This window comes from Nocardioides palaemonis, assembly GCF_018275325.1.
In the GTDB taxonomy this organism is placed as follows: domain Bacteria; phylum Actinomycetota; class Actinomycetes; order Propionibacteriales; family Nocardioidaceae; genus Nocardioides; species Nocardioides palaemonis.
Genome location: NZ_JAGVQR010000004.1, coordinates 1,263,816 through 1,281,584, shown reverse-complemented (window position 1 = coordinate 1,281,584; position 17,769 = coordinate 1,263,816). Strand labels below are relative to the sequence as shown.

The window sequence follows — 17,769 nt, the reverse complement described above, 5'->3', positions numbered from 1 at the left end:
TGTTCAGGGATCCCCGGCTGACCGGGGATCCCTGAAAGGCCCCGAACGACCGATCAGACGGCAGCGACGGTCAGCACGACCTGCGCGCGTACGTCGTCGGCGAGCCAGCGGCGGCGCGCGCGGACCAGGCGGTGGGTCGACCACGCGAGGAACGGCAGCGCGAGGGCGGGCGGCAGCCAGGCCCACGGCAGCGTGCCGGCAGCGGTGAACAGCATCGCGGTGATGGTCGTGACGAGCGACAGCCGCCCGGCGTAGCCGGCCATCGCCGCGTGCGGCGCGGGGGTCGCGCGGGGCGAGGAGAGGTCGGCGGCGTAGGGCGAGCGCACCGACCAGCTCATCGAGATCGCCAGGACCTGCACGAGCACGACCGCCCAGCAGGCGGCGACGGAGAGCCCGGTGACGAGCGGCGGTACGCCGTTGCGCAGCAGCGCGAGCAGGAGGGTCACCCCCGACACGCCCGCGAGGCACTCCGCGACCACACGGGCACGGGTGCCGAAGACCAGCGCGGCCGGGACCGGCAGCGTCTCGCGCCAGACCATCCCCTTCCCGTCGAGGCACCACGCGTTGACGCCGAAGAGCAGCGCGGCGCCGCTGGCGGTCAGCCCCGGCAGCAGCATGACCGAGCTCCACTGGAGCCCGGCGACGAGCGCCACCAGGCCGGGACCGATGCCGAGCACCAGCAGGCCGCGGCGCATGCCGACCGAGCGCCACACCGAGCCGCGGTCGAGCCGGCGCAGCAGCGCGCCCTCGGGCGTGCCCCGGCGCGGCTGCGGAGCGGGGCGCGCCTCGTGGACGCCCGACTGCACCCGCAGCTCCTCGCGCGGCGGCAGCCCCAGCGCCCAGGCGGCCGGCACCGCGCCGCCGGCCACGGCGACCGCGGCGAGGAGCAGCAGGACGACGACGGCGAGCGGCCACGCGGAGGTCTGCATCACCTCGGCCAGCCGGGTCGTCGGCAGCGCGCTGACGACCGGGAGCAGCCACCCCGCGAGCTGGAGCGCGCCGACGGCCAGGACGAGCACCAGCCCGCCGACACGGACGGTGAGCACGCCGCGCGGCGTACGACGTACGCCCTCGACCGCCCAGCCGACCGCCTGGCCCACCGCGGTCGCCGCGACGACCCACGCCAGCACGACGACCTGCGCACCGAGCAGGTGCTCCTCGGGGGTGACCAGCGCGGTGACGGCGAGCAGGCCCCACATCTGGACCAGCCACGCGAGGTTGACCGGGGCGAGCACCAGCGCGCCGAGGTGCTCGGTGGTCGGGCCGATCGGGTGGATGGCCGCCTCGCTGCGCGACAGCAGCTCGCGTCCCCCTCCGCTGCCGACGGCCGCGGTGACCGCCAGGGCCATGAAGCCGACGAAGGCCAGGCCGAGGTTGCCGGTGAGCGTCGTCAGCAGCTGGTCGAAGGCGTCGGCGAGGTCACCGTCGCCACCCCGACCCTCCGCGGCGCGGGAGGCGTCGGCGATCGAGGCGGGCACGGTCGCGAAGACGACGGTGAGGCCGAGGACGACGAACGCGCCGAGCACCGCGGCCGTCCGGCGGCGCACGGTCCGCGCGCGGAACGCGACCAGGTGTCGCGCGTCGGCCGCGGCCGCGAGCCAGCCGTCAGTCGAGGAGCGCACGGTAGGCCTCGCCGGTGAGGTCGGTGGCCTGCATCGCCGCGACCCGGTTGCCGCCGCGCAGGACGACGGCCTCGCCGCAGGCCTCGAGGGCGAGCTCGCGCAGGTGGGTGGACAGCAGCACGCAGGCGCCCCGCGCGCAGGCGTCGGCGACGACCTCGAGGGTCGCGTCGACGCCGATCGGGTCGACGCCGTCGAAGGGCTCGTCGAGCAGCAGTACGGAGGGCTCGTGCAGCGCGGCGAGCACCACGCCGAGGCGCCGGCTCATGCCGTGGCTGAAGCCGCCCACCACGCGGTGGGCCACGTCGCCGAGCTCGAAGCGCTCGAGCAGGTCGCGCCCGCGCTCCTCCCACGCGTCCATCCGGCGCAGCCGCGCCGACAGCTGGAGGTGCTCCCACGGGGTCGCACGCGGCACCAGGCCGCCCACGTCCGGGCAGTAGCCGACGACCCGCTTGACGCCGAGCGCGTCGGTGGCGGCGTCGTGGCCGCCCACCGTCACCGACCCAGCGGTCGGCGGGACCACACCCGCGAGCACCTTCATGGTCGTCGACTTGCCGGCGCCGTTGCGGCCGAGCAGCGCGGTCGCCCGCCCGGCGGCCGCGACCAGGTCGACCCCGGAGACGGCCTCGACGTCACCGAAGCGGACGTGCAGGTCGCGGACGACGACGGCAGGGCTCTGGCTCACCCGAGGATTCTCCCCGAGCCGGCGCGGATGCGCTCCGAAATCACATCGACTCGGCGCGAATGTCCCTTCCGGACCCACCGAGTCGGCGCGAATGTCATGGCGCTCGCACACATTCACGCCGACTCGGCGCACATTCCGCGCGCATTCACGCCGACTCGGCGCACATTCCGCACGCATTCACGCCGACTCGGCACACATTCCGCACACATTCACGCCGACTCGGCGCACGTCAGGCGGGGAAGGTCTCCCCGCGCTCGGCCATCTCGCGCAGGCGTGCCGTCGGGCGGAACCGCTCGCCGTAGGCGTCCGCGAGCTCGTCGGCGCGGGCCACGAACGCGGCGAGCCCGACCGGGCCGGTGCCGCGACCGTTCTCGTCCAGCGCCTGCCAGCCGGTCATGAACTGCGCCGCACCCCCGGTGAGGGCCGGGAAGCCGATGCCCATGATCGAGCCGATGTTGGCCGCGGCCGCGGAGGTGATCACGCCCTCCTCGAAGCACTTCGCGGTCTCGAGCGCCTCGATGAACAGCATCCGGTCGCGCATGTCGCGAATCGGGATCTGCTGCTCGGCCACCGGGAAGTGCTCGGCGAGGCCCGACCACAGGGTCGTACGCCGGCCGTCGGCGTAGTCGTAGAACCCGGCGCCCTTCAGCCGCGAGGGCCGGCCCAGGCCGATCATCGTCGCGATCACGTCGCCGGCCGGGTCCGGCCCGAGGTCGACACCCTCGCGCGCCGCGGCGTCGGCGGTGGCCTTGCGGATCTTGGCCATCAGCTCCATGTTGAGCTCGTCGCTGATCTGCAGCGGCCCCACCGGGAACCCGGCGGACGTCGCCGCGCGCTCGAGCGAGACCGGGTGCACGCCCTCGGCGAGCATCGCGAGGCCCTCGTTGATCTGGGTGCCGATGACGCGCGAGGTGTAGAAGCCGCGCGAGTCGTTGACCACGATCGGCGTCTTGCGGATCTGCTGGACCACGTCGTACGCCTTGGCGAGCGCCGCGTCCGAGGTCTCGGCGCCGCGGATGATCTCGACCAGCGGCATCTTGTCGACGGGCGAGAAGAAGTGCAGGCCGATGAAGTCCGCCGGCCGGTCGACCCCCGTCGCGAGCTCGGTGATCGGCAGCGTCGAGGTGTTGGAGCACAGCAGCGCGTCGGGGTCCACGTGCGGAGCGACCTCGGCGAAGACCTCCGCCTTGAGCGACGGGTCCTCGAAGACCGCCTCGATCACCAGGTCGCAGCCGGCGAGGTCGGCGGCGTCGGCGGTCGGCGTGATCCGCGCGAGCAGCTCGTCGGCCTTCTCCTGCGTGATCTTGCCGCGCTCGACGCCCCTGGCGTTGAGCTTCTCGGTGTAGGCCTTGCCCCGCTCGGCCGCTTCCAGGGAGACGTCCTTGAGCAGGACCTGCATGCCGGCCCGGGCGCACGAGTAGGCGATGCCGGCGCCCATCATCCCGGCGCCGAGCACCGCGACCTTCGTGGCCTGCCACCGCTCGATGCCCGCGGGGCGCAGCGAGCCGGAGTTGATCGCCTGGAGGTCGAAGAAGAAGGCCTGGATCATGTTCTTGGCCTGCTGGTTGACCACGAGGTCGGTGAAGTAGCGCGTCTCGATCCGCGAGGCGGTGTCGAAGTCGACCTGCGCGCCCTCGACGGCCGCGCTCATGATCGCCCGCGGGGCGGGGTAGACCGCGCCCTTGGTCTGCTTGCGCAGCAGCGCCGGGAAGGCCGGCAGGAACTGCGCGAGCGCCGGGGTCTTGGGCGTGCCTCCGGGCATCTTGTAGCCGGCGCGGTCCCACGGGTTGCGCGCCGCGTCCTCGTCGTCGCGCACGGACAGGATCCACGCCTTCGCGGCCGGCACGAGCTCCTCGCGGGTGGCGACGAGCTCGTCGACGAGGCCCTTGGCCTGCGCGCCCCGCGGGTCGAACTGGGTGCCGGGCATCAGCACGTCCATCAGCGCCGACTGCAGGCCGAGCATGCGTACGACGCGGGTGACGCCGCCACCGCCCGGCAGCAGGCCGAGCGTCGACTCGGGCAGGCCGATCTTGACCGACCGGTCGTCGACGGCGATCCGGCGGTTCGCGGCGAGCGCGATCTCGAGGCCGCCGCCGAGCGCGGCGCCGTTGATCGCGGCGACGACCGGACGGGGGTACGTCTCCAGCGCGCGCAGGCTGGCCTTGACCGCCTCGCTCATCGCGAAGATCGCGGGCGCGTCGTCGGGGGTCGCGGTGACCATCGACTTGAGGTTGCCGCCGGCGAAGAAGGTCTTCTTCGCGCTGGCCAGGACGACGCCGGTGACGTCGTCGACCTCGTCCTGCAGGCGCTGCACGGCGGCCTGCATCGAGGCCTGGTAGAGCTCGTTCATGGTGTTGGCGCTGGCGGTGGGGTCGTCCAGCGTGAGGGTGACGATGCCGTCGGCGTCGCGGTCGTAGCGGACGGCGGTGTCAGCGGTGGTGGTGCTCATTGCTCTCCTTCGCTGGTCGAGGAGGGACGAAGTCCCGTCACGAGACCAGGCTCGGCAGGTGGGAGGTGGTCTCGTGACGGTCGCTGCGCGACCTCCTTGACCAGCGGTGGGTGGGGGCGGGGAGGGACCGTCGGCTCAGACGAGCTCGACGACGGTGGCGATGCCCATGCCGCCGCCGACGCAGAGCGTGGCGAGGCCGCGCTTCTGGTCGCGGCGGGCGAGCTCGTCGACGAGGGTGCCGAGGATCATCGCGCCGGTGGCGCCGAGCGGGTGGCCCATCGCGATGGCACCGCCGTTGACGTTGGTGACGTCGTGGCTGATGCCCATGTCGCGCATGAACCGCATCGCGACGGCGGCGAACGCCTCGTTGATCTCCCACAGGTCGATGTCGTCGACCTCGAGGCCGGCGCGGGCGAGCGCCTTGCGGGCGGCGGGGGCGGGACCGGTGAGCATGATCGTCGGGTCGGCGCCGGAGACGGCGGTCGCGACGATCCGGGCGCGCGGCGTGAGGCCGAGCGCGGCGCCCACCTCCTCGGTGCCGATCGCCATCACCGCGGCACCGTCGACGATGCCCGACGAGTTGCCGGCGTGGTGGACGTGGTCGATCGCCGGGACCCAGTGGTACTTCTCCAGCGCGACGTCGTCGAAGCCCGCGTCGCGCCCGATCTGGGCGAACGACGGCTTGAGCCCGGCGAGGCCCTCGACGGAGGTGTCGGGTCGGACGGTCTCGTCGCGGTCGAGGACGGTCACGCCGTTGAGGTCGCGCACGGGGACGACCGCGTCGTCGAAGTAGCCGTTGGCCCACGCCTTCGCGGCGCGGTGGTGCGACTCGGCGGCATACGCGTCGACGTCGGCGCGGCCCCAGCCCTCGATCGTGGCGATCAGGTCGGCGCCGATGCCCTGCGGCACGAAGCCGGTCTGGAGCGCGGTGGCCGGGTCCATCGCCCAGGCGCCGCCGTCGCTGCCCATCGGCACGCGGCTCATCGACTCGACGCCGCCGGCGACGATGAGGTCCTCGAAGCCGGAGCGGACGCGCTGCGCGGCCTGGTTGACGGCCTCGAGCCCGCTGGCGCAGAAGCGGTTGAGCTGGACGCCCGCGACGGTCTCGGGGTAGCCGGCCTTGAGCGCCGCGGTCTTGGCGATGTCGCCGCCCTGGTCACCGATGGGGGTCACGACGCCGAGCACGACGTCGTCGACGCGGGCCGGGTCGAGCGTGGGGTTGCGGGTCTTGAGCTCGTCGAGGAGTCCGACGACCAGGTCGACCGGCTTCACCTCGTGCAGCGAGCCGGTGGCCTTGCCCCGGCCGCGAGGCGTGCGGATGTGGTCGTAGACGAATGCTTCTGCCATGCCAGCGATTGTGACACCATCGCTGTCACAGTCCAACAGGTGTGGCCCGCGCCACCCGCACGGGTGCGCCCGTGTGCGCCCGCGGGCACGGGGCGAGAGGATGGGCGCGTGGCGATCGAAGGTGGGCTCGACCAGCAGTCCGGCGCGGCCGGCGACCTGCTGAGCCTCGACGAGCTGACCGCGCGCACCGGCGTCAGCGCCCGCAACGTGCGGTTCTACGCCTCGCGCGGCCTCGTGCCCCCTCCCGTGCGCCGCGGCCGCTCCGGCTACTACGGGCCGGACCACGTCGCCCGCCTCGAGCTCGTCCGCGAGCTGCAGGGCCACGGCTTCACGCTGTCGGCGATCGAGAAGTACGTCGAGCAGATCCCCGCCGCGGCGACCCCGTCCGACATCGCCCGCCACCTCTCGCTGCTCACGCCGGTCACCGGCGACCGCGAGGTCGACGTCTCGGGCAACCTGTCCGGGATGGGCATCTCGCCCGAGGCGGCCGAGGCCGTGGCCGAGGTCTACGCCGAGCACGGCCGCCAGGTCGCCGAGGAGCTGTCGGAGATCGTCCGCACCAAGGTGTGGCCGCAGTTCCGCGAGGCCGGCTACACCGCCGAGCAGCTGCGCGAGTTCATCCACCGGCTCAAGCCGCTCACCATCGCGGGGCTGGTCACGGCCTACGAGCAGGCCATCGACGAGAGCCAGGCCGCGTACGACAGGCGCACCCCCACCCGATGACGACCCGCGAGGGCCCCGCGTGACCACGGGCATCGTCTACCTCCTGCTCGGCCTGGCCCTGCTGCTCGCGATCGTCCTGCCGCAGGTCACCAGCCGGGTCGCGATCTCACCGCCGATGGTGCTGGTCGCCGTCGGCATGCTGATCGGGCTGCTGCCGCTGGCCGACATGGTGAGCCTCGCGCCGCGCGACCACCCGGTCGTGGTCACGCACGTCACCGAGTTCACCGTGCTGGTGTCGTTGATGGGCGTCGGGCTGGCCATCGACCGGCACTTCCACGTCCGCTCGTGGGCGTCGTGGCGGACCTGGTCGCCCGTGTGGCGGCTGCTCGCGGTCACCATGCCGCTGACGATCGGCGCGATCGCGCTGCTCGGCTGGTGGGTCGCCGGGCTCGCGCCGGCCGTCGCGCTGCTGCTCGGCGCGGTGCTCGCGCCGACCGACCCGGTGCTCGCCTCCGACGTCCAGGTCGGCGAGCCGCTCACCGACGACCTCGAGCCCAGCGACGACGGCGGACCCGAGGAGGACGACGACATCCGGTTCTCCCTCACCGCCGAGGCCGGGATGAACGACGGGCTCGCGTTCCCCTTCGTCCACCTCGCCCTGCTGCTGCTCGCCGGCGGCTTCACGCTCGCGGACGCCGGCGCGTGGGTCGGCTGGTACGTCGTCGGCAAGATCGCGCTCGGCGTGCTGGTCGGCGCCGGGGTCGGCTGGCTGCTGGGTCGCCAGGCGTTCCGCGCGCGGCGCGAGGTGCTGCGCCTCGCCGACCGCGGCGAGCCGCTGCTCGCGCTCGCCGCGCTGATGGCGGCCTACGGCGGTGCCGAGCTCGTCGGCGGCTACGGCTTCCTCGCGGTCTTCGTCTGCGCCACCACCCTGCGTGCCTCCGAGCGCGGCCACTCCTACCAGCGGGCGATGCACGCGGTCGTCGACCGGCTCGAGCGGCTGATGACGCTGCTGGTCCTGCTCGTGCTGGGCATGGCGATGACCCACGGGCTGCTCGAGCACCTCGACTGGCGCGGCGTGGTGCTGACCCTCGCGCTGGTCCTGGTCGTACGCCCCGTCGTCGGGTGGCTCTCGCTGAGCGTCGCGGCCCGCGACGAGCACCTCGACGGCGGCCTCGACCGCGGCGAGCGGCTCGCCGTCGCGTTCTTCGGGGTGCGGGGCGTGGGCTCGCTGTTCTACCTCGCCTACGCCACCTCCCACGAGGACGTGCCCGGCGAGGACTGGCTGTGGTCGACCGTCGCGTTCGCCGTGGTCGTCTCCGTGCTGCTGCACGGCGTCACCGCGACGCCCGCCATGGCCCGCCTGGACGCGCGCCGCGGACTCGGTCCTTCCCCGTCAGGAGGATGAGGCGGGCCCGACCGCCCGACTGGGAGAGTGGAGCCATGACCCGCACCCCACGACGTTCTTCTCCGCCGCTCCGCTCCCCCGAACAACGTCGCGGGGGCCCCGCGTGAGCACCGTCCTCGTCACCGGCGCCACCGGCTTCATCGGCCGCCGCCTCGTCCCCGCCCTGCTCGACGCCGGCCACGAGGTGCGCGCGATGACGCGCCACCCGGAGTCCTACGACGGCCCCGGCAAGGCCGTGGGTGCCGACGTGATGGACCCGGACTCCCTCGGCCCGGCGCTCGAGGGCGTCGACGTGGCGATCTACCTCGTCCACTCCCTCGACGACCCCGACTTCGAGCGCAAGGACGCCCAGGCCGCGCGCCACTTCAGCCGGGCGGCCGCCGCCGCGGGGCTGCAGCAGATCGTCTACATGGGCGGGCTCGGCGACGAGGACCAGGACCTGTCGGCCCACCTGCGCTCGCGGCGCGAGGTCGAGGGGCTGCTCGGCTCCGACGGCGTCCCGGTGACCGTGCTGCGCGCGGCGATCGTCGTCGGGCACGGCGGCATCTCCTGGGAGCTGACCCGCCAGCTGGTGAAGAACCTCCCGGCGATGGTCGTCCCCAAGTGGGTCGGCACCCGCACCCAGCCGATCGCGATCGACGACGTCGTGCGCTACCTCGCCGGCGTCGTCGGCCAGGAGCAGGCGCTGGGACGGGTCTTCGAGATCGGTGGTCCCGAGACGCTCACCTACCGCGAGATGCTGCAGGGCGTGGCCCAGGAGATGAACGGCCGCAACGTCCCCATCGTCGTGCTGCCGCTGCTCACCCCCGGCCTGTCGTCGCGCTGGCTGGCCCTCGTCACCGACGTCGACGTCACCACCGGGCGCAACCTCATCGACTCGATGAGCAACGAGGTCGTCGTCCGCGACACCTCGATCCGTGACGTGGTGCCGGGCGAGCCGCTGACCTACCGCGAGTCCGTACGCCGGGCGCTGGCCGAGCGGGCCGCGTCAGAACAGCAGGGGTAGCAGGAACAGCATCGACAGCGACCACGTCACGTGGGTCAGGATCGGGGCGAGGATGCCGCCGCTGGCCCGCCGCTCGAGGCCGCAGACCGCACCGAGCAGGATGGCCGCGAAGCCCAGCATCACGTTGCCGGTCGCGAGCGTCGCGACGACGTAGGCCAGCGTGGTCCAGAGCACCGGGTGCCGCGGGATCGCGGCATACATCGCGCCGCGGAAGAACAGCTCCTCGGCGATGCCGTTGACGAAGGTGATGACCGCCAGCACGGTGAGCGATCCCTCGTCGGCGTAGGCCAGGACCGAGCTGACGTAGCGCGCGAGCGGGTCGATCTCGCGCACCACGAGGGCGCCGAGCACGAAGATGCCGACCATCAGCAGGCCGAGCAGCACCGGCGCGAGGATCGGCCGCACGAACGCCTCGCCCTCCGCGATCCGGCCCAGGTGGAGCCGACCGGAGAGGAACGCTCCCGCGGCCCAGACCCCGGCCAGCACGACGGCGGCGACGTAGAACGTCGTGCCGCCCGGCTCGAGCCGCAGCGACCAGCCGAGCACGGCAGCCCCGACCAGCACCACGACCGCCGCGACCATCTGCCGGCGACGGAACGCCGCGTCGGAGTCGCGCTGGTCGCGCGGGACCACGTCCCACAGGGACCGGCGGATCCAGGTGCGCATGAGCACCACCCTAGGCAGCGTCGGCGGGCGGCCGTTCACGCGTCCGCCGTCTCACGGCTCAGGCGCACGACGGCGCGCGCCAGGGCCGCGTCCTCGCCGTCGGCCTCGTCGAGCAGCGCGCGCTGGCGGCGGGCACCGGTGCCGTCGGCGAGCAGACGGTCGAGTCCGTCGGCGACGAGGTCGTGGTCGCCGCTGTCGCGCAGCACGTCGCCGACGTGGTCGAGCAGGCTCGCCACGACCTCCGCGGCGGGCCGGCTGGTGCCGGTGGGCGGGTGCACGAGCTCGCCGGTCAGGCCGTGCCGACCCGCCTTCCACCCGGCGAGCCGGACGATCTCCGACGCCACGTCGTGGGCGGGCACGCCGTCGGCCCACTCCCGCGCGGCCGTCTCGACCAGGCCGCGGGCCAGGGCCGCGACCACGACGGTGTCGCGGACGTCGAGGCACACGTCGGCGGTGCGGATCTCCACGGTCGGGTGGAGCGCGGAGAGCCGCGCGTCGGCGTAGACCATCGCCTCGTCGAGCGGCACGCCGGTCGCGAGCATCGCCTCGACGTGGCGGCGGTAGGCGTCCGGCGAGCCGAGCACCGGCAGCGGACCGGCGCTCGGCCAGCGCATCTGCATCTGCCAGCGATAGCTCTCGTAGGCCGTGTCGAGCGACTGCGACCACGGCGAGTTCGCGCTGACCGCCAGCAGCAGCGGCACCCACGTGCGGATCCGGTCGAGCACCCCGACGCCCTCGTCGGGGCCGGACACCTCGACGTGGACGTGGCACCCGCACACCAGCTGCTCGGCCATCATCAGGCCGTAGCGGTGGGCCATCGCGTCGTAGCGCTCGCTGCGCTCGACCCGGCTGTCACCGTCGAGCGGCGAGGTGCCGGAGGCCAGCACCCGGGCGCCGACCTCGAGAGCGGCGGCGCGGGCCCGCTCGCGCCAGGCACGCAGCGCGTCCTCGAGGTCGGACAGGCGCTCCAGCGGCGGGGTGTCGGTCTCGACCTGGGTGCGGTGCAGCTCGTGGCCGAGGGAGCCGCCGTGCTCGTCGCTCGGGGCGGGGTCCTGCGCGTCGCGCGCGGCCGCCGCCCGGATCACCTCCCGCGCGACGTTGCGCGGACGGCCGGTCCGCGCGTCGACGAGGAGCAGCTCCTCCTCCACCCCGATGCTCCGCATGCCCCGATCCAAGCAGCACGGGCCCGACCCGCACCCCATCCCTGGGGGCACGGACCGGGCCCGATGCCTGGTCGTACGTGTGGTCGTACGGGTGGTCGTACGGGAGGGGTCAGCGACCCCGGCTGAACGACGAGGCGCTGTGGCCGCCGCTGCGACCGGACTGGCCACCCTGGCCACCCTGGCCGCCGCCGCTGCGGCGCCGGCGCTGGCCGCCGCCCTGCGAGGCCTTCGCCGCGGACTGGCCGCCCTGGCCCTGGCCCGGTCGGCCGCCCTGGCCGCCCTGGCCGCCCTGGCCGCCGGAGCGAGCTCCCTGGCGCGAGGCCTGACCCGTGGACTGGCCGCCGCCCTTGCCGCGTCGGCGCGAGCGGTTGCGGCCGCCGCCGCCGGCGCGCGCGCCCTGGGCACCGGCACCGGTGGGCGTCTCGACGACCAGGCCGCCGGGGACGAGGGTCCGCTCACCGGGGGCGAGCTGGACCAGCACGGGGTGCTTGGGTCCGTCGACCTTGGTGGTGACCGGCTTGATGCCGGCCTGGCGGGTCAGGTCGCGCACGTCGCGGACCTGCTCGTCGGTCATCAGGGTGATGACGGTGCCTTCGTTGCCGGCGCGCGCGGTGCGGCCGGAGCGGTGCAGGTAGGCCTTGTGCTCGACCGGCGGGTCGGCGTGCACGACCAGCGACACGTCGTCGACGTGGATGCCGCGGGCGGCGATGTCGGTCGCCACCAGCGTGGTCGCGGTCCCGGAGTGGAACGCCTCCATGTTGCGGGTGCGGGCGTTCTGCGACAGGTTGCCGTGCAGCTCGACGCTCGGCACGCCCGACTTGTTGAGCTGGCGGGCGAGCGCCTTGGCGCCGTACTTGGTGCGGGTGAAGACCACGGTGCGACCGGGCGCGCTGGTCAGGTCGACCAGCACCGGCACGCGCTGCTCGCGCGAGAGGTGGAGCACGTGGTGGTGCATCGTCGCGACCGGCGACTGCGCCGAGTCGGCCTCGTGGGTGACCGGGTTGCTCAGGAACCGCTTGACCAGGACGTCGATCGCCTTGTCGAGCGTCGCCGAGAACAGCAGGCGCTGGCCGGACTGCGGGGTCTTGTCCATGATCCGGCGCACGCCGGGCAGGAAGCCGAGGTCGGCCATGTGGTCGGCCTCGTCGAGGACCGTGATCTCGACGGCGGACAGGTCGGCGAAGCCCTGCTGCATGAGGTCCTCGAGCCGGCCCGGGCAGGCGATGACGATGTCGACGCCCTTCTTGAGCGCGGTGACCTGGGGGTTCTGGCCGACGCCGCCGAAGACGGTGCGGGTGGAGAGGCCGGTGGCCTGCGCCAGCGGCGCGAGGGAGGCCTCGATCTGGCCGACCAGCTCGCGGGTCGGGGCCAGGATGAGCGCGCGCGGCTTGCGCGGCATGGCCGGCAGCTTCGCGGCGTCGAGGCGCGCGACCAGCGGCAGCAGGAACCCGTAGGTCTTGCCGGAGCCGGTGCGGCCGCGGCCGAGGACGTCGCGGCCGGCGAGGCTGTCGGGCAGCGTCGCGGCCTGGATCGGGGTGGGGGTGGTGATGCCCTGCTGCTCCAGGACGGAGACGAGCGAGGAGGGAACGCCGAGGTCGGCGAAGGTCATGTGACTGCTTTCGGTTGGCGTCTCGCCACCGTGAGCCGCCGTCCTGATCGGACCGAGCGGCGTACGTGCCCCAGTGCTGGGGGAGGTCCGCGTCGGCGGACCTGCGCCCGGGGCAAGACCGGCCGGGCGTCTGTGGCTCCCACGCTATCGGTCCGACCGGCCTTCTGGTGAATCGCGCCGGGTGTGATCCGCGTCGGCTCAGGCGCAGCACCCCGCGGCGCGCGCGGCGTCGTCGGGCGCGTCCCCGTCGGCGTTGGTGGCGGGCGCGTCGTCGGTGATCGTGTAGACCTCCCACCGCTCGCCGTTCGGCGCGCCGTCGACCCAGAACTTGTCCTGCTTGGCGTAGCAGCAGGTCGTGTCGCGCTCCTCGGTCGTCGCGAGGCCGGCGGCGGCCAGCCGGGTGAGCTCGGCGTCGACCACGTCCACGTCGCCGACCTCGACCCCGAGGTGGTTGACGCTGCCACCCTGGCCCGGGCTCTCGATGAGGACCAGCTTGAGGGGCGGCTCGGCGACCGCGAAGTTGGCGTAGCCCGGGCGCACCTTGTGCGGCGCCGTGTCGAAGAGCGTGGAGTAGAAGGCGATCGACGTCTCGAGGTCGTCGACGTTGAGGGCCAGCTGGAGGCGGGACATGGTGGTGCTCCGTTCACATAGATGGATGTCGATGTGTTGAGGTTGCACCATGGATCGATACCTGTCAATATTGATCTGTGTCGAAGTCTGTTGGACGTCCGCCGCTGACCCTCACCCCCGTCGAGACCGCCGCCTGCTGCTCGCCCCTCCTGCGCGAGCCGCTCTCCGCGGAGCGGGCGGAGGGCGTCGCCCCGCTGCTCAAGGCGCTCGCCGACCCCGTACGCCTGCGGCTGGTGTCGATCGTCGCCGCGAGCGAGGGCGGTGAGGCGTGCGTGTGCGACCTCAACGACGCCTTCGACCTCTCCCAGCCGACGATCAGCCACCACCTCAAGGTGCTGCACGACGCGGGCCTGCTCGACCGCGCCAAGCGCGGCGTGTGGGTCTACTACGCCGTGCGCCGCGAGGTCCTCGCCGACCTCGCCTCCCTGATCGGCGGCGAGGGATGAGCGCGCCCGACGGCCAGGTGGCGGCCCGCCTCTCCACCCTCGACCGGCTTCTCCCGCTCTGGATCGGCCTGGCGATGGTCGGCGGGCTGCTGCTCGGTCGCCTCGTCCCCGGCCTCGGCGACGCCCTCTCGGCGGTCGAGGTCGACGGCGTCTCGCTGCCGATCGCGCTCGGCCTGCTGGTGATGATGTACCCGGTCCTCGCCAAGGTCCGCTACGACCGCCTCGACTCCGTCACCTCCGACCGGAGGATGCTGCTGGCGTCGCTGGTGCTCAACTGGGTGGTCGGACCGGCCCTCATGTTCGCCCTCGCCTGGCTGCTGCTGCCGGACCTCCCGGACTACCGGACCGGCCTGATCATCGTGGGGCTCGCCCGCTGCATCGCGATGGTGATCATCTGGAACGACCTCGCCTGCGGCGACCGCGAGGCGGCGGCCGTGCTGGTCGCACTCAACTCCGTCTTCCAGGTCGTCGCCTTCGCGGGCCTGGGCTGGTTCTACCTCGAGGTGCTGCCCGGCTGGCTCGGCCTCGACACCGCCGACCTCGACGTCTCGGCATGGCAGATCGCGAAGTCCGTGCTCGTCTTCCTCGGCGTCCCGCTGCTGCTCGGCTGGCTCTCCCGCACCGGGGGCGAGCGGCTGCGCGGGCGCGAGTGGTACGAGTCGGCGTTCCTGCCCAAGGTCGGGCCGTGGGCACTGATCGGCCTGCTGTTCACGATCGTGGTGCTGTTCGCGCTCCAGGGCGACCAGGTGACCAGCCGGCCCCTCGACGTCGCCCGCATCGCGCTCCCGCTGCTGGCCTACTTCGCGCTGATGTGGGGCGGCGGCTACGCCCTCGGCCGCGGGCTCGGCATGACCTACGAGCGCACCACGACCCTGGCCTTCACCGCCGCCGGCAACAACTTCGAGCTCGCCATCGCGGTCGCCATCGCGACCTTCGGCGTCACCTCCGGCCAGGCGCTGGCCGGGGTCGTCGGCCCGCTGATCGAGGTCCCGGTGCTCGTCGCGCTGGTCTACGTCAGCCTCGCCCTGCGCGACCGCTTCCCGCACCCCGCTCCCACCGCCACCGACCACGCCTCCGAGGAGATCTCCCGATGAGCCGCCCCACCGTCCTGTTCGTGTGCGTCCACAACGCCGGCCGCTCCCAGATGGCCGCCGGCTGGCTGCAGCACCTCGCCGGTGACCGCGTCGAGGTGCTCTCGGCAGGGTCCGCCCCGGCCGAGACGATCAACCCGGTCGCGGTCGAGGCGATGGCCGAGGTGGGCGTCGACATCACCGCCGCGACGCCGAAGGTGCTCACCGATGCAGCGGTGCAGGAGTCCGACGTGGTGGTCACGATGGGCTGCGGCGACGCCTGCCCCTTCTACCCGGGCAAGCGCTACGAGGACTGGAAGCTCGACGACCCCGCCGGGCAGGGCATCGACGCCGTCCGCCCGATCCGCGACGAGATCAAGCGCCGGGTCGAGGAGCTCATCGCCTCGCTGGCCTGAGCCTCACGCGCTGGCGCGGCGTACGAGGGTCGGCGCGACGACCTCCCGCACCGGGTCGCCGCCGCCCGCGTCGACCCGCTCGAGCAGCAGCCGGGTGGCGCGCTCGGCCATCTCCTCCACCGGCTGGCGGACCGTGGTGAGCGGCGGCGCGGTGCGCTCGGCGACGCCGAGGTCGTCGAACCCCACCACGGCGACGTCGTCGGGCACGCGCCGACCGAGCTCGGCCAGGACCCGCAGGGCACCGGCGGCCATCAGGTCGGAGGCCACGACGAGCCCGTCGAGGTCGGGGTGCCGCTCCATCAGGGCGCGGCAGGCGGCCTCGCCGCTCGCCTCGGTGAAGTCGCCGCGCTCGACCGCGTCGGGCGCCAGCCCGGCGGCCGTCATGGCCTGCGTCCACCCCCCGAGCCGGTCGACCGCCGCGGTCATGTCGGCCGGCCCGGCGATCGTGCCGATGCGCGTGCAGCCCCGGGCGAGCAGCGCCTCGGTGGCCAGCCGTTCACCCGCCGTGTTGTCGACGTCGACCCACGAGACGCGCTCGCCACCGGTCCAGGGCCGGCCCCCGAAGACGCACGGCAGCCCGATGTCCGCGAGGTGCTCGGCGAGCCGGTCGTCGCGGTGGTGGGAGGTCACGATGGCGCCGTCGACGTGGCGGCGGGTGAGGTAGCGCAGCGTGCGCGCGGTGTCGGCGCCGGGCCGCGCGAGCAGCAGCACCATCTGGATGTCGCGCTCGCTCAGCACCCGGTTGACGCCGCGCAGCGTCCCGGCGAAGAACGGGTCGGAGAACACGCGGTCGTCGGGCTCGGGGACCAGCACGGCGACCGAGTCCGTGCGGCGGGTGACCAGGCTGCGGGCGGCCGGGTGGGGGACGTAGCCCAGCTCGCGGACCGCGTCCTCGACGGCCGCCTGCGCGGCCGCACTCACCCGCTGCCCGCCGTTGATCGCCCGCGAGGCAGTGGCGCGGGAGACACCGGCCACCCGGGCGACCTCGTCGAGCGTGGGGGTCGCCGAGGGAGGTGCGGGCCGGCGCGTCGTCACCCGGTCAACGCTAGTCGGCCGCACCCCCCGGCGCGGGCAGGACGCCGGTGCGCGCCACCTCGGCGTACCACCGGGCGCTCGACTTGGGCGTCCGCTCCAGGGTGTCGTAGTCGACGTGGACCAGGCCGAAGCGCTTGGCGTAGCCGAAGGCCCACTCGAAGTTGTCCATCAGCGACCACTGGAAGAAGCCCCGGACGTCTGCTCCGGCCTCGAGCGCGTCGTGCACCGCCCGGAGGTAGGAGTCGAGGAACGCGATCCGGTCCGGGTCGTGCACCGCGCCGTCGGCGTCAGGCCGGTCGGCGAAGGCCGCTCCGGTCTCGGTGAGGTGGACCGGGACACCGGGGTGGTCCTCGTGCAGGCGCAGCAGCAGCCGGCGCAGGCCGTCGGGCTGGATCTCCCAGCCCATGTCGGTGATCGGCAGCCCACGGCTGGGGAAGGTGACGTGCTCGGCGCCCGGGAAGGGCGACAGCTCCTCGCGGTCCGGGTGGTCGGCGCCGATGCCGACGACGTCGGTGCGCGGGTGCCCGGAGACCTCGTTGCCGTGGTAGTAGTTCACGCCCAGCACGTCGATCGGCGCCGAGATGGTGGCGAGGTCGCCGTCGCGGATCGCGTCGGTCCACGGCCGGCCGTCGAAGGTCAGCGCACCGGTGTCGTCGAGGACGTCGGCGGGGTACGCCCCGCGCAGCACCGGGTCGAGGAAGAGCCGGTTGTGCAGGCCGTCGATGCGGCGCGCGGCGTCGATGTCGACCGGGTCGGACGGGTCGCTCGGGTCGGCGACGGTGAGGTTGAGGCTCAGCCCCAGCCGGTCGGCGCCGCGGCTGCGCAGCTCGGTGACGGCCAGCCCGTGGGCGAGCATCAGGTGGTGGGCCGCGACGAGACCGGCGGCGCCCTCCTGCCGCCCGGGCGCGTGGTGCCCGGCGGTGTAGCCGAGGAACGCCGAGCACCACGGCTCGTTGAGCGTGGTCCACGTCGGCACCCGGTCGCCGAGCACGTCGTGCACCGCGGTGGCGTGCTCGACGAACCGGAAGGCGGTGTCGCGGTTGGTCCAGCCGCCGGCGTCCTCGAGGACCTGCGGCAGGTCCCAGTGGTAGAGCGTCAGCCACGGCGCGATGCCGCGCGCGAGCAGCGCGTCGACGAGCCGGTCGTAGAACGCGAGGCCGGCCGGGTTGACCGGCCCCGCGTCGGGGCGTACCCGCGGCCAGGCCACCGAGAAGCGGTACGACGTGGCGCCGAGGTCGGCGAGGAGGTCCACGTCGGCCGGCATCCGGTGGTAGTGGTCGCAGGCCACCTCGCCGGTGTCGCCGCCCATCACGGCACCGGGGATCGCGGAGAAGGTGTCCCAGATCGACGGGGTGCGTCCGTCCTCGGCGACGGCGCCCTCGATCTGGTAGGACGCGGTCGCCATCCCCCACACGAAGTCGGGCGGGAACCGGACCTCGCGGGCGGTGGTCGTCGTCCGGTCGACACCGGTCTGCACGCTCATCGGGATGCTCCTCCTGCCGGGTGTGGAAGCGCTTCCACTCCCATCGGCCACCATCGTCGCGGGCGCACCCCGATCGC

The 17,769-nt window shown here is 73.7% G+C and carries 16 protein-coding genes; 6 read left to right on the top strand and 10 right to left on the bottom strand.

Features of this window, described 5'->3' with window-relative positions:
• Positions 1 to 53 precede the first annotated feature (53 nt).
• From KDN32_RS21940 to KDN32_RS21925, 4 genes are all read right to left on the bottom strand, one after another.
• Positions 54 to 1,622: a hypothetical protein gene (locus KDN32_RS21940; protein ID WP_211734867.1), complete on the bottom strand. Its 1,569-nt coding sequence runs from the start codon at positions 1,620 to 1,622 to the stop codon at positions 54 to 56.
• Positions 1,606 to 2,304, bottom strand: a complete 699-nt coding sequence (locus KDN32_RS21935; protein ID WP_307854286.1) for an ABC transporter ATP-binding protein — start codon at positions 2,302 to 2,304, stop codon at positions 1,606 to 1,608. The genes KDN32_RS21940 and KDN32_RS21935 overlap by 17 nt, the downstream gene beginning before the upstream one ends.
• Before the next feature lie 229 nt (positions 2,305 to 2,533).
• Positions 2,534 to 4,753 (bottom strand): 3-hydroxyacyl-CoA dehydrogenase NAD-binding domain-containing protein, encoded by a 2,220-nt coding sequence (locus tag KDN32_RS21930; RefSeq protein WP_211734863.1) that lies wholly within the window; start codon positions 4,751 to 4,753, stop codon positions 2,534 to 2,536.
• 135 nt (positions 4,754 to 4,888) lie between these two features.
• Positions 4,889 to 6,100, bottom strand: coding sequence for an acetyl-CoA C-acetyltransferase (locus KDN32_RS21925; RefSeq protein ID WP_211734861.1), 1,212 nt, complete (start codon positions 6,098 to 6,100; stop codon positions 4,889 to 4,891).
• A 108-nt stretch (positions 6,101 to 6,208) separates the two neighbouring features.
• Between KDN32_RS21925 and KDN32_RS21920 the strand changes: the two genes are divergently transcribed.
• The 3 genes from KDN32_RS21920 (at position 6,209) to KDN32_RS21910 (ending at position 9,174) form a co-directional block, all read left to right on the top strand.
• Positions 6,209 to 6,823 carry a helix-turn-helix domain-containing protein gene (locus KDN32_RS21920; RefSeq protein WP_211734859.1) on the top strand — a complete coding sequence of 205 codons (615 nt, stop codon included), beginning with the start codon at positions 6,209 to 6,211 and terminating at the stop codon, positions 6,821 to 6,823.
• A gap of 19 nt (positions 6,824 to 6,842) precedes the next feature.
• Positions 6,843 to 8,168: a cation:proton antiporter gene (locus KDN32_RS21915; protein ID WP_211734852.1), complete on the top strand. Its 1,326-nt coding sequence runs from the start codon at positions 6,843 to 6,845 to the stop codon at positions 8,166 to 8,168.
• 103 nt (positions 8,169 to 8,271) lie between these two features.
• Positions 8,272 to 9,174 carry an NAD(P)H-binding protein gene (locus KDN32_RS21910; RefSeq protein WP_211734851.1) on the top strand — a complete coding sequence of 301 codons (903 nt, stop codon included), beginning with the start codon at positions 8,272 to 8,274 and terminating at the stop codon, positions 9,172 to 9,174.
• Here the strand turns inward: KDN32_RS21910 and KDN32_RS21905 are convergent.
• The 4 genes from KDN32_RS21905 to KDN32_RS21890 form a co-directional block, all read right to left on the bottom strand.
• Positions 9,157 to 9,840, bottom strand: coding sequence for a CPBP family intramembrane glutamic endopeptidase (locus KDN32_RS21905; RefSeq protein WP_211734849.1), 684 nt, complete (start codon positions 9,838 to 9,840; stop codon positions 9,157 to 9,159). The two genes, KDN32_RS21910 and KDN32_RS21905, sit on opposite strands and share 18 nt — an antisense overlap.
• A gap of 35 nt (positions 9,841 to 9,875) precedes the next feature.
• Positions 9,876 to 11,003 (bottom strand): carboxylate-amine ligase, encoded by a 1,128-nt coding sequence (locus KDN32_RS21900; protein WP_211734847.1) that lies wholly within the window; start codon positions 11,001 to 11,003, stop codon positions 9,876 to 9,878.
• 109 nt (positions 11,004 to 11,112) lie between these two features.
• The gene (locus KDN32_RS21895) at positions 11,113 to 12,612 is read right to left on the bottom strand and encodes a DEAD/DEAH box helicase (RefSeq protein ID WP_211734845.1); all 1,500 of its coding nucleotides are present in this window, start codon (positions 12,610 to 12,612) and stop codon (positions 11,113 to 11,115) included.
• Positions 12,613 to 12,810: 198 nt separating this feature from the next.
• Positions 12,811 to 13,242 (bottom strand): ArsI/CadI family heavy metal resistance metalloenzyme, encoded by a 432-nt coding sequence (locus tag KDN32_RS21890; RefSeq protein WP_211734843.1) that lies wholly within the window; start codon positions 13,240 to 13,242, stop codon positions 12,811 to 12,813.
• A 77-nt stretch (positions 13,243 to 13,319) separates the two neighbouring features.
• Between KDN32_RS21890 and KDN32_RS21885 the strand changes: the two genes are divergently transcribed.
• The 3 genes from KDN32_RS21885 to KDN32_RS21875 are packed head-to-tail and all read left to right on the top strand — an operon-like array spanning position 13,320 to position 15,174.
• Positions 13,320 to 13,688, top strand: coding sequence for a metalloregulator ArsR/SmtB family transcription factor (locus tag KDN32_RS21885; RefSeq protein ID WP_307854285.1), 369 nt, complete (start codon positions 13,320 to 13,322; stop codon positions 13,686 to 13,688).
• Entirely contained in the window at positions 13,685 to 14,782 is a 1,098-nt protein-coding gene (gene arsB / locus KDN32_RS21880; RefSeq protein WP_211734842.1) for an ACR3 family arsenite efflux transporter, read from the top strand. Before KDN32_RS21885 ends, arsB begins: the two co-directional genes overlap by 4 nt.
• Complete coding sequence (locus KDN32_RS21875) at positions 14,779 to 15,174, top strand: arsenate reductase ArsC (protein WP_211734840.1); 396 nt, start codon at positions 14,779 to 14,781, stop codon at positions 15,172 to 15,174. The genes arsB and KDN32_RS21875 overlap by 4 nt, the downstream gene beginning before the upstream one ends.
• Before the next feature lie 3 nt (positions 15,175 to 15,177).
• On the opposite strand, the gene KDN32_RS21870 is transcribed toward KDN32_RS21875, so the two are convergent.
• Positions 15,178 to 16,209, bottom strand: a complete 1,032-nt coding sequence (locus KDN32_RS21870) for a LacI family DNA-binding transcriptional regulator (RefSeq protein ID WP_211734838.1) — start codon at positions 16,207 to 16,209, stop codon at positions 15,178 to 15,180.
• A 10-nt stretch (positions 16,210 to 16,219) separates the two neighbouring features.
• Positions 16,220 to 17,692, bottom strand: coding sequence for a GH1 family beta-glucosidase (locus KDN32_RS21865; RefSeq protein ID WP_211734836.1), 1,473 nt, complete (start codon positions 17,690 to 17,692; stop codon positions 16,220 to 16,222).
• Positions 17,693 to 17,769: the final 77 nt, after the last annotated feature.

Excerpts from the sequence above, each read along its gene's own strand:
- KDN32_RS21930 (WP_211734863.1), bottom strand. The coding sequence starts at position 4,753 with ATGAGCACCACCACCGCTGACACCGCCGTCCGCTACGACCGCGACGCC.
- KDN32_RS21925 (WP_211734861.1), bottom strand. The coding sequence starts at position 6,100 with ATGGCAGAAGCATTCGTCTACGACCACATCCGCACGCCTCGCGGCCGG.
- KDN32_RS21905 (WP_211734849.1), bottom strand. The coding sequence starts at position 9,840 with ATGCGCACCTGGATCCGCCGGTCCCTGTGGGACGTGGTCCCGCGCGAC.
- KDN32_RS21900 (WP_211734847.1), bottom strand. The coding sequence starts at position 11,003 with ATGCGGAGCATCGGGGTGGAGGAGGAGCTGCTCCTCGTCGACGCGCGG.
- KDN32_RS21895 (WP_211734845.1), bottom strand. The coding sequence starts at position 12,612 with ATGACCTTCGCCGACCTCGGCGTTCCCTCCTCGCTCGTCTCCGTCCTG.
- KDN32_RS21890 (WP_211734843.1), bottom strand. The coding sequence starts at position 13,242 with ATGTCCCGCCTCCAGCTGGCCCTCAACGTCGACGACCTCGAGACGTCG.
- arsB (WP_211734842.1), top strand. The coding sequence starts at position 13,685 with ATGAGCGCGCCCGACGGCCAGGTGGCGGCCCGCCTCTCCACCCTCGAC.
- KDN32_RS21875 (WP_211734840.1), top strand. The coding sequence starts at position 14,779 with ATGAGCCGCCCCACCGTCCTGTTCGTGTGCGTCCACAACGCCGGCCGC.
- KDN32_RS21865 (WP_211734836.1), bottom strand. The coding sequence starts at position 17,692 with ATGAGCGTGCAGACCGGTGTCGACCGGACGACGACCACCGCCCGCGAG.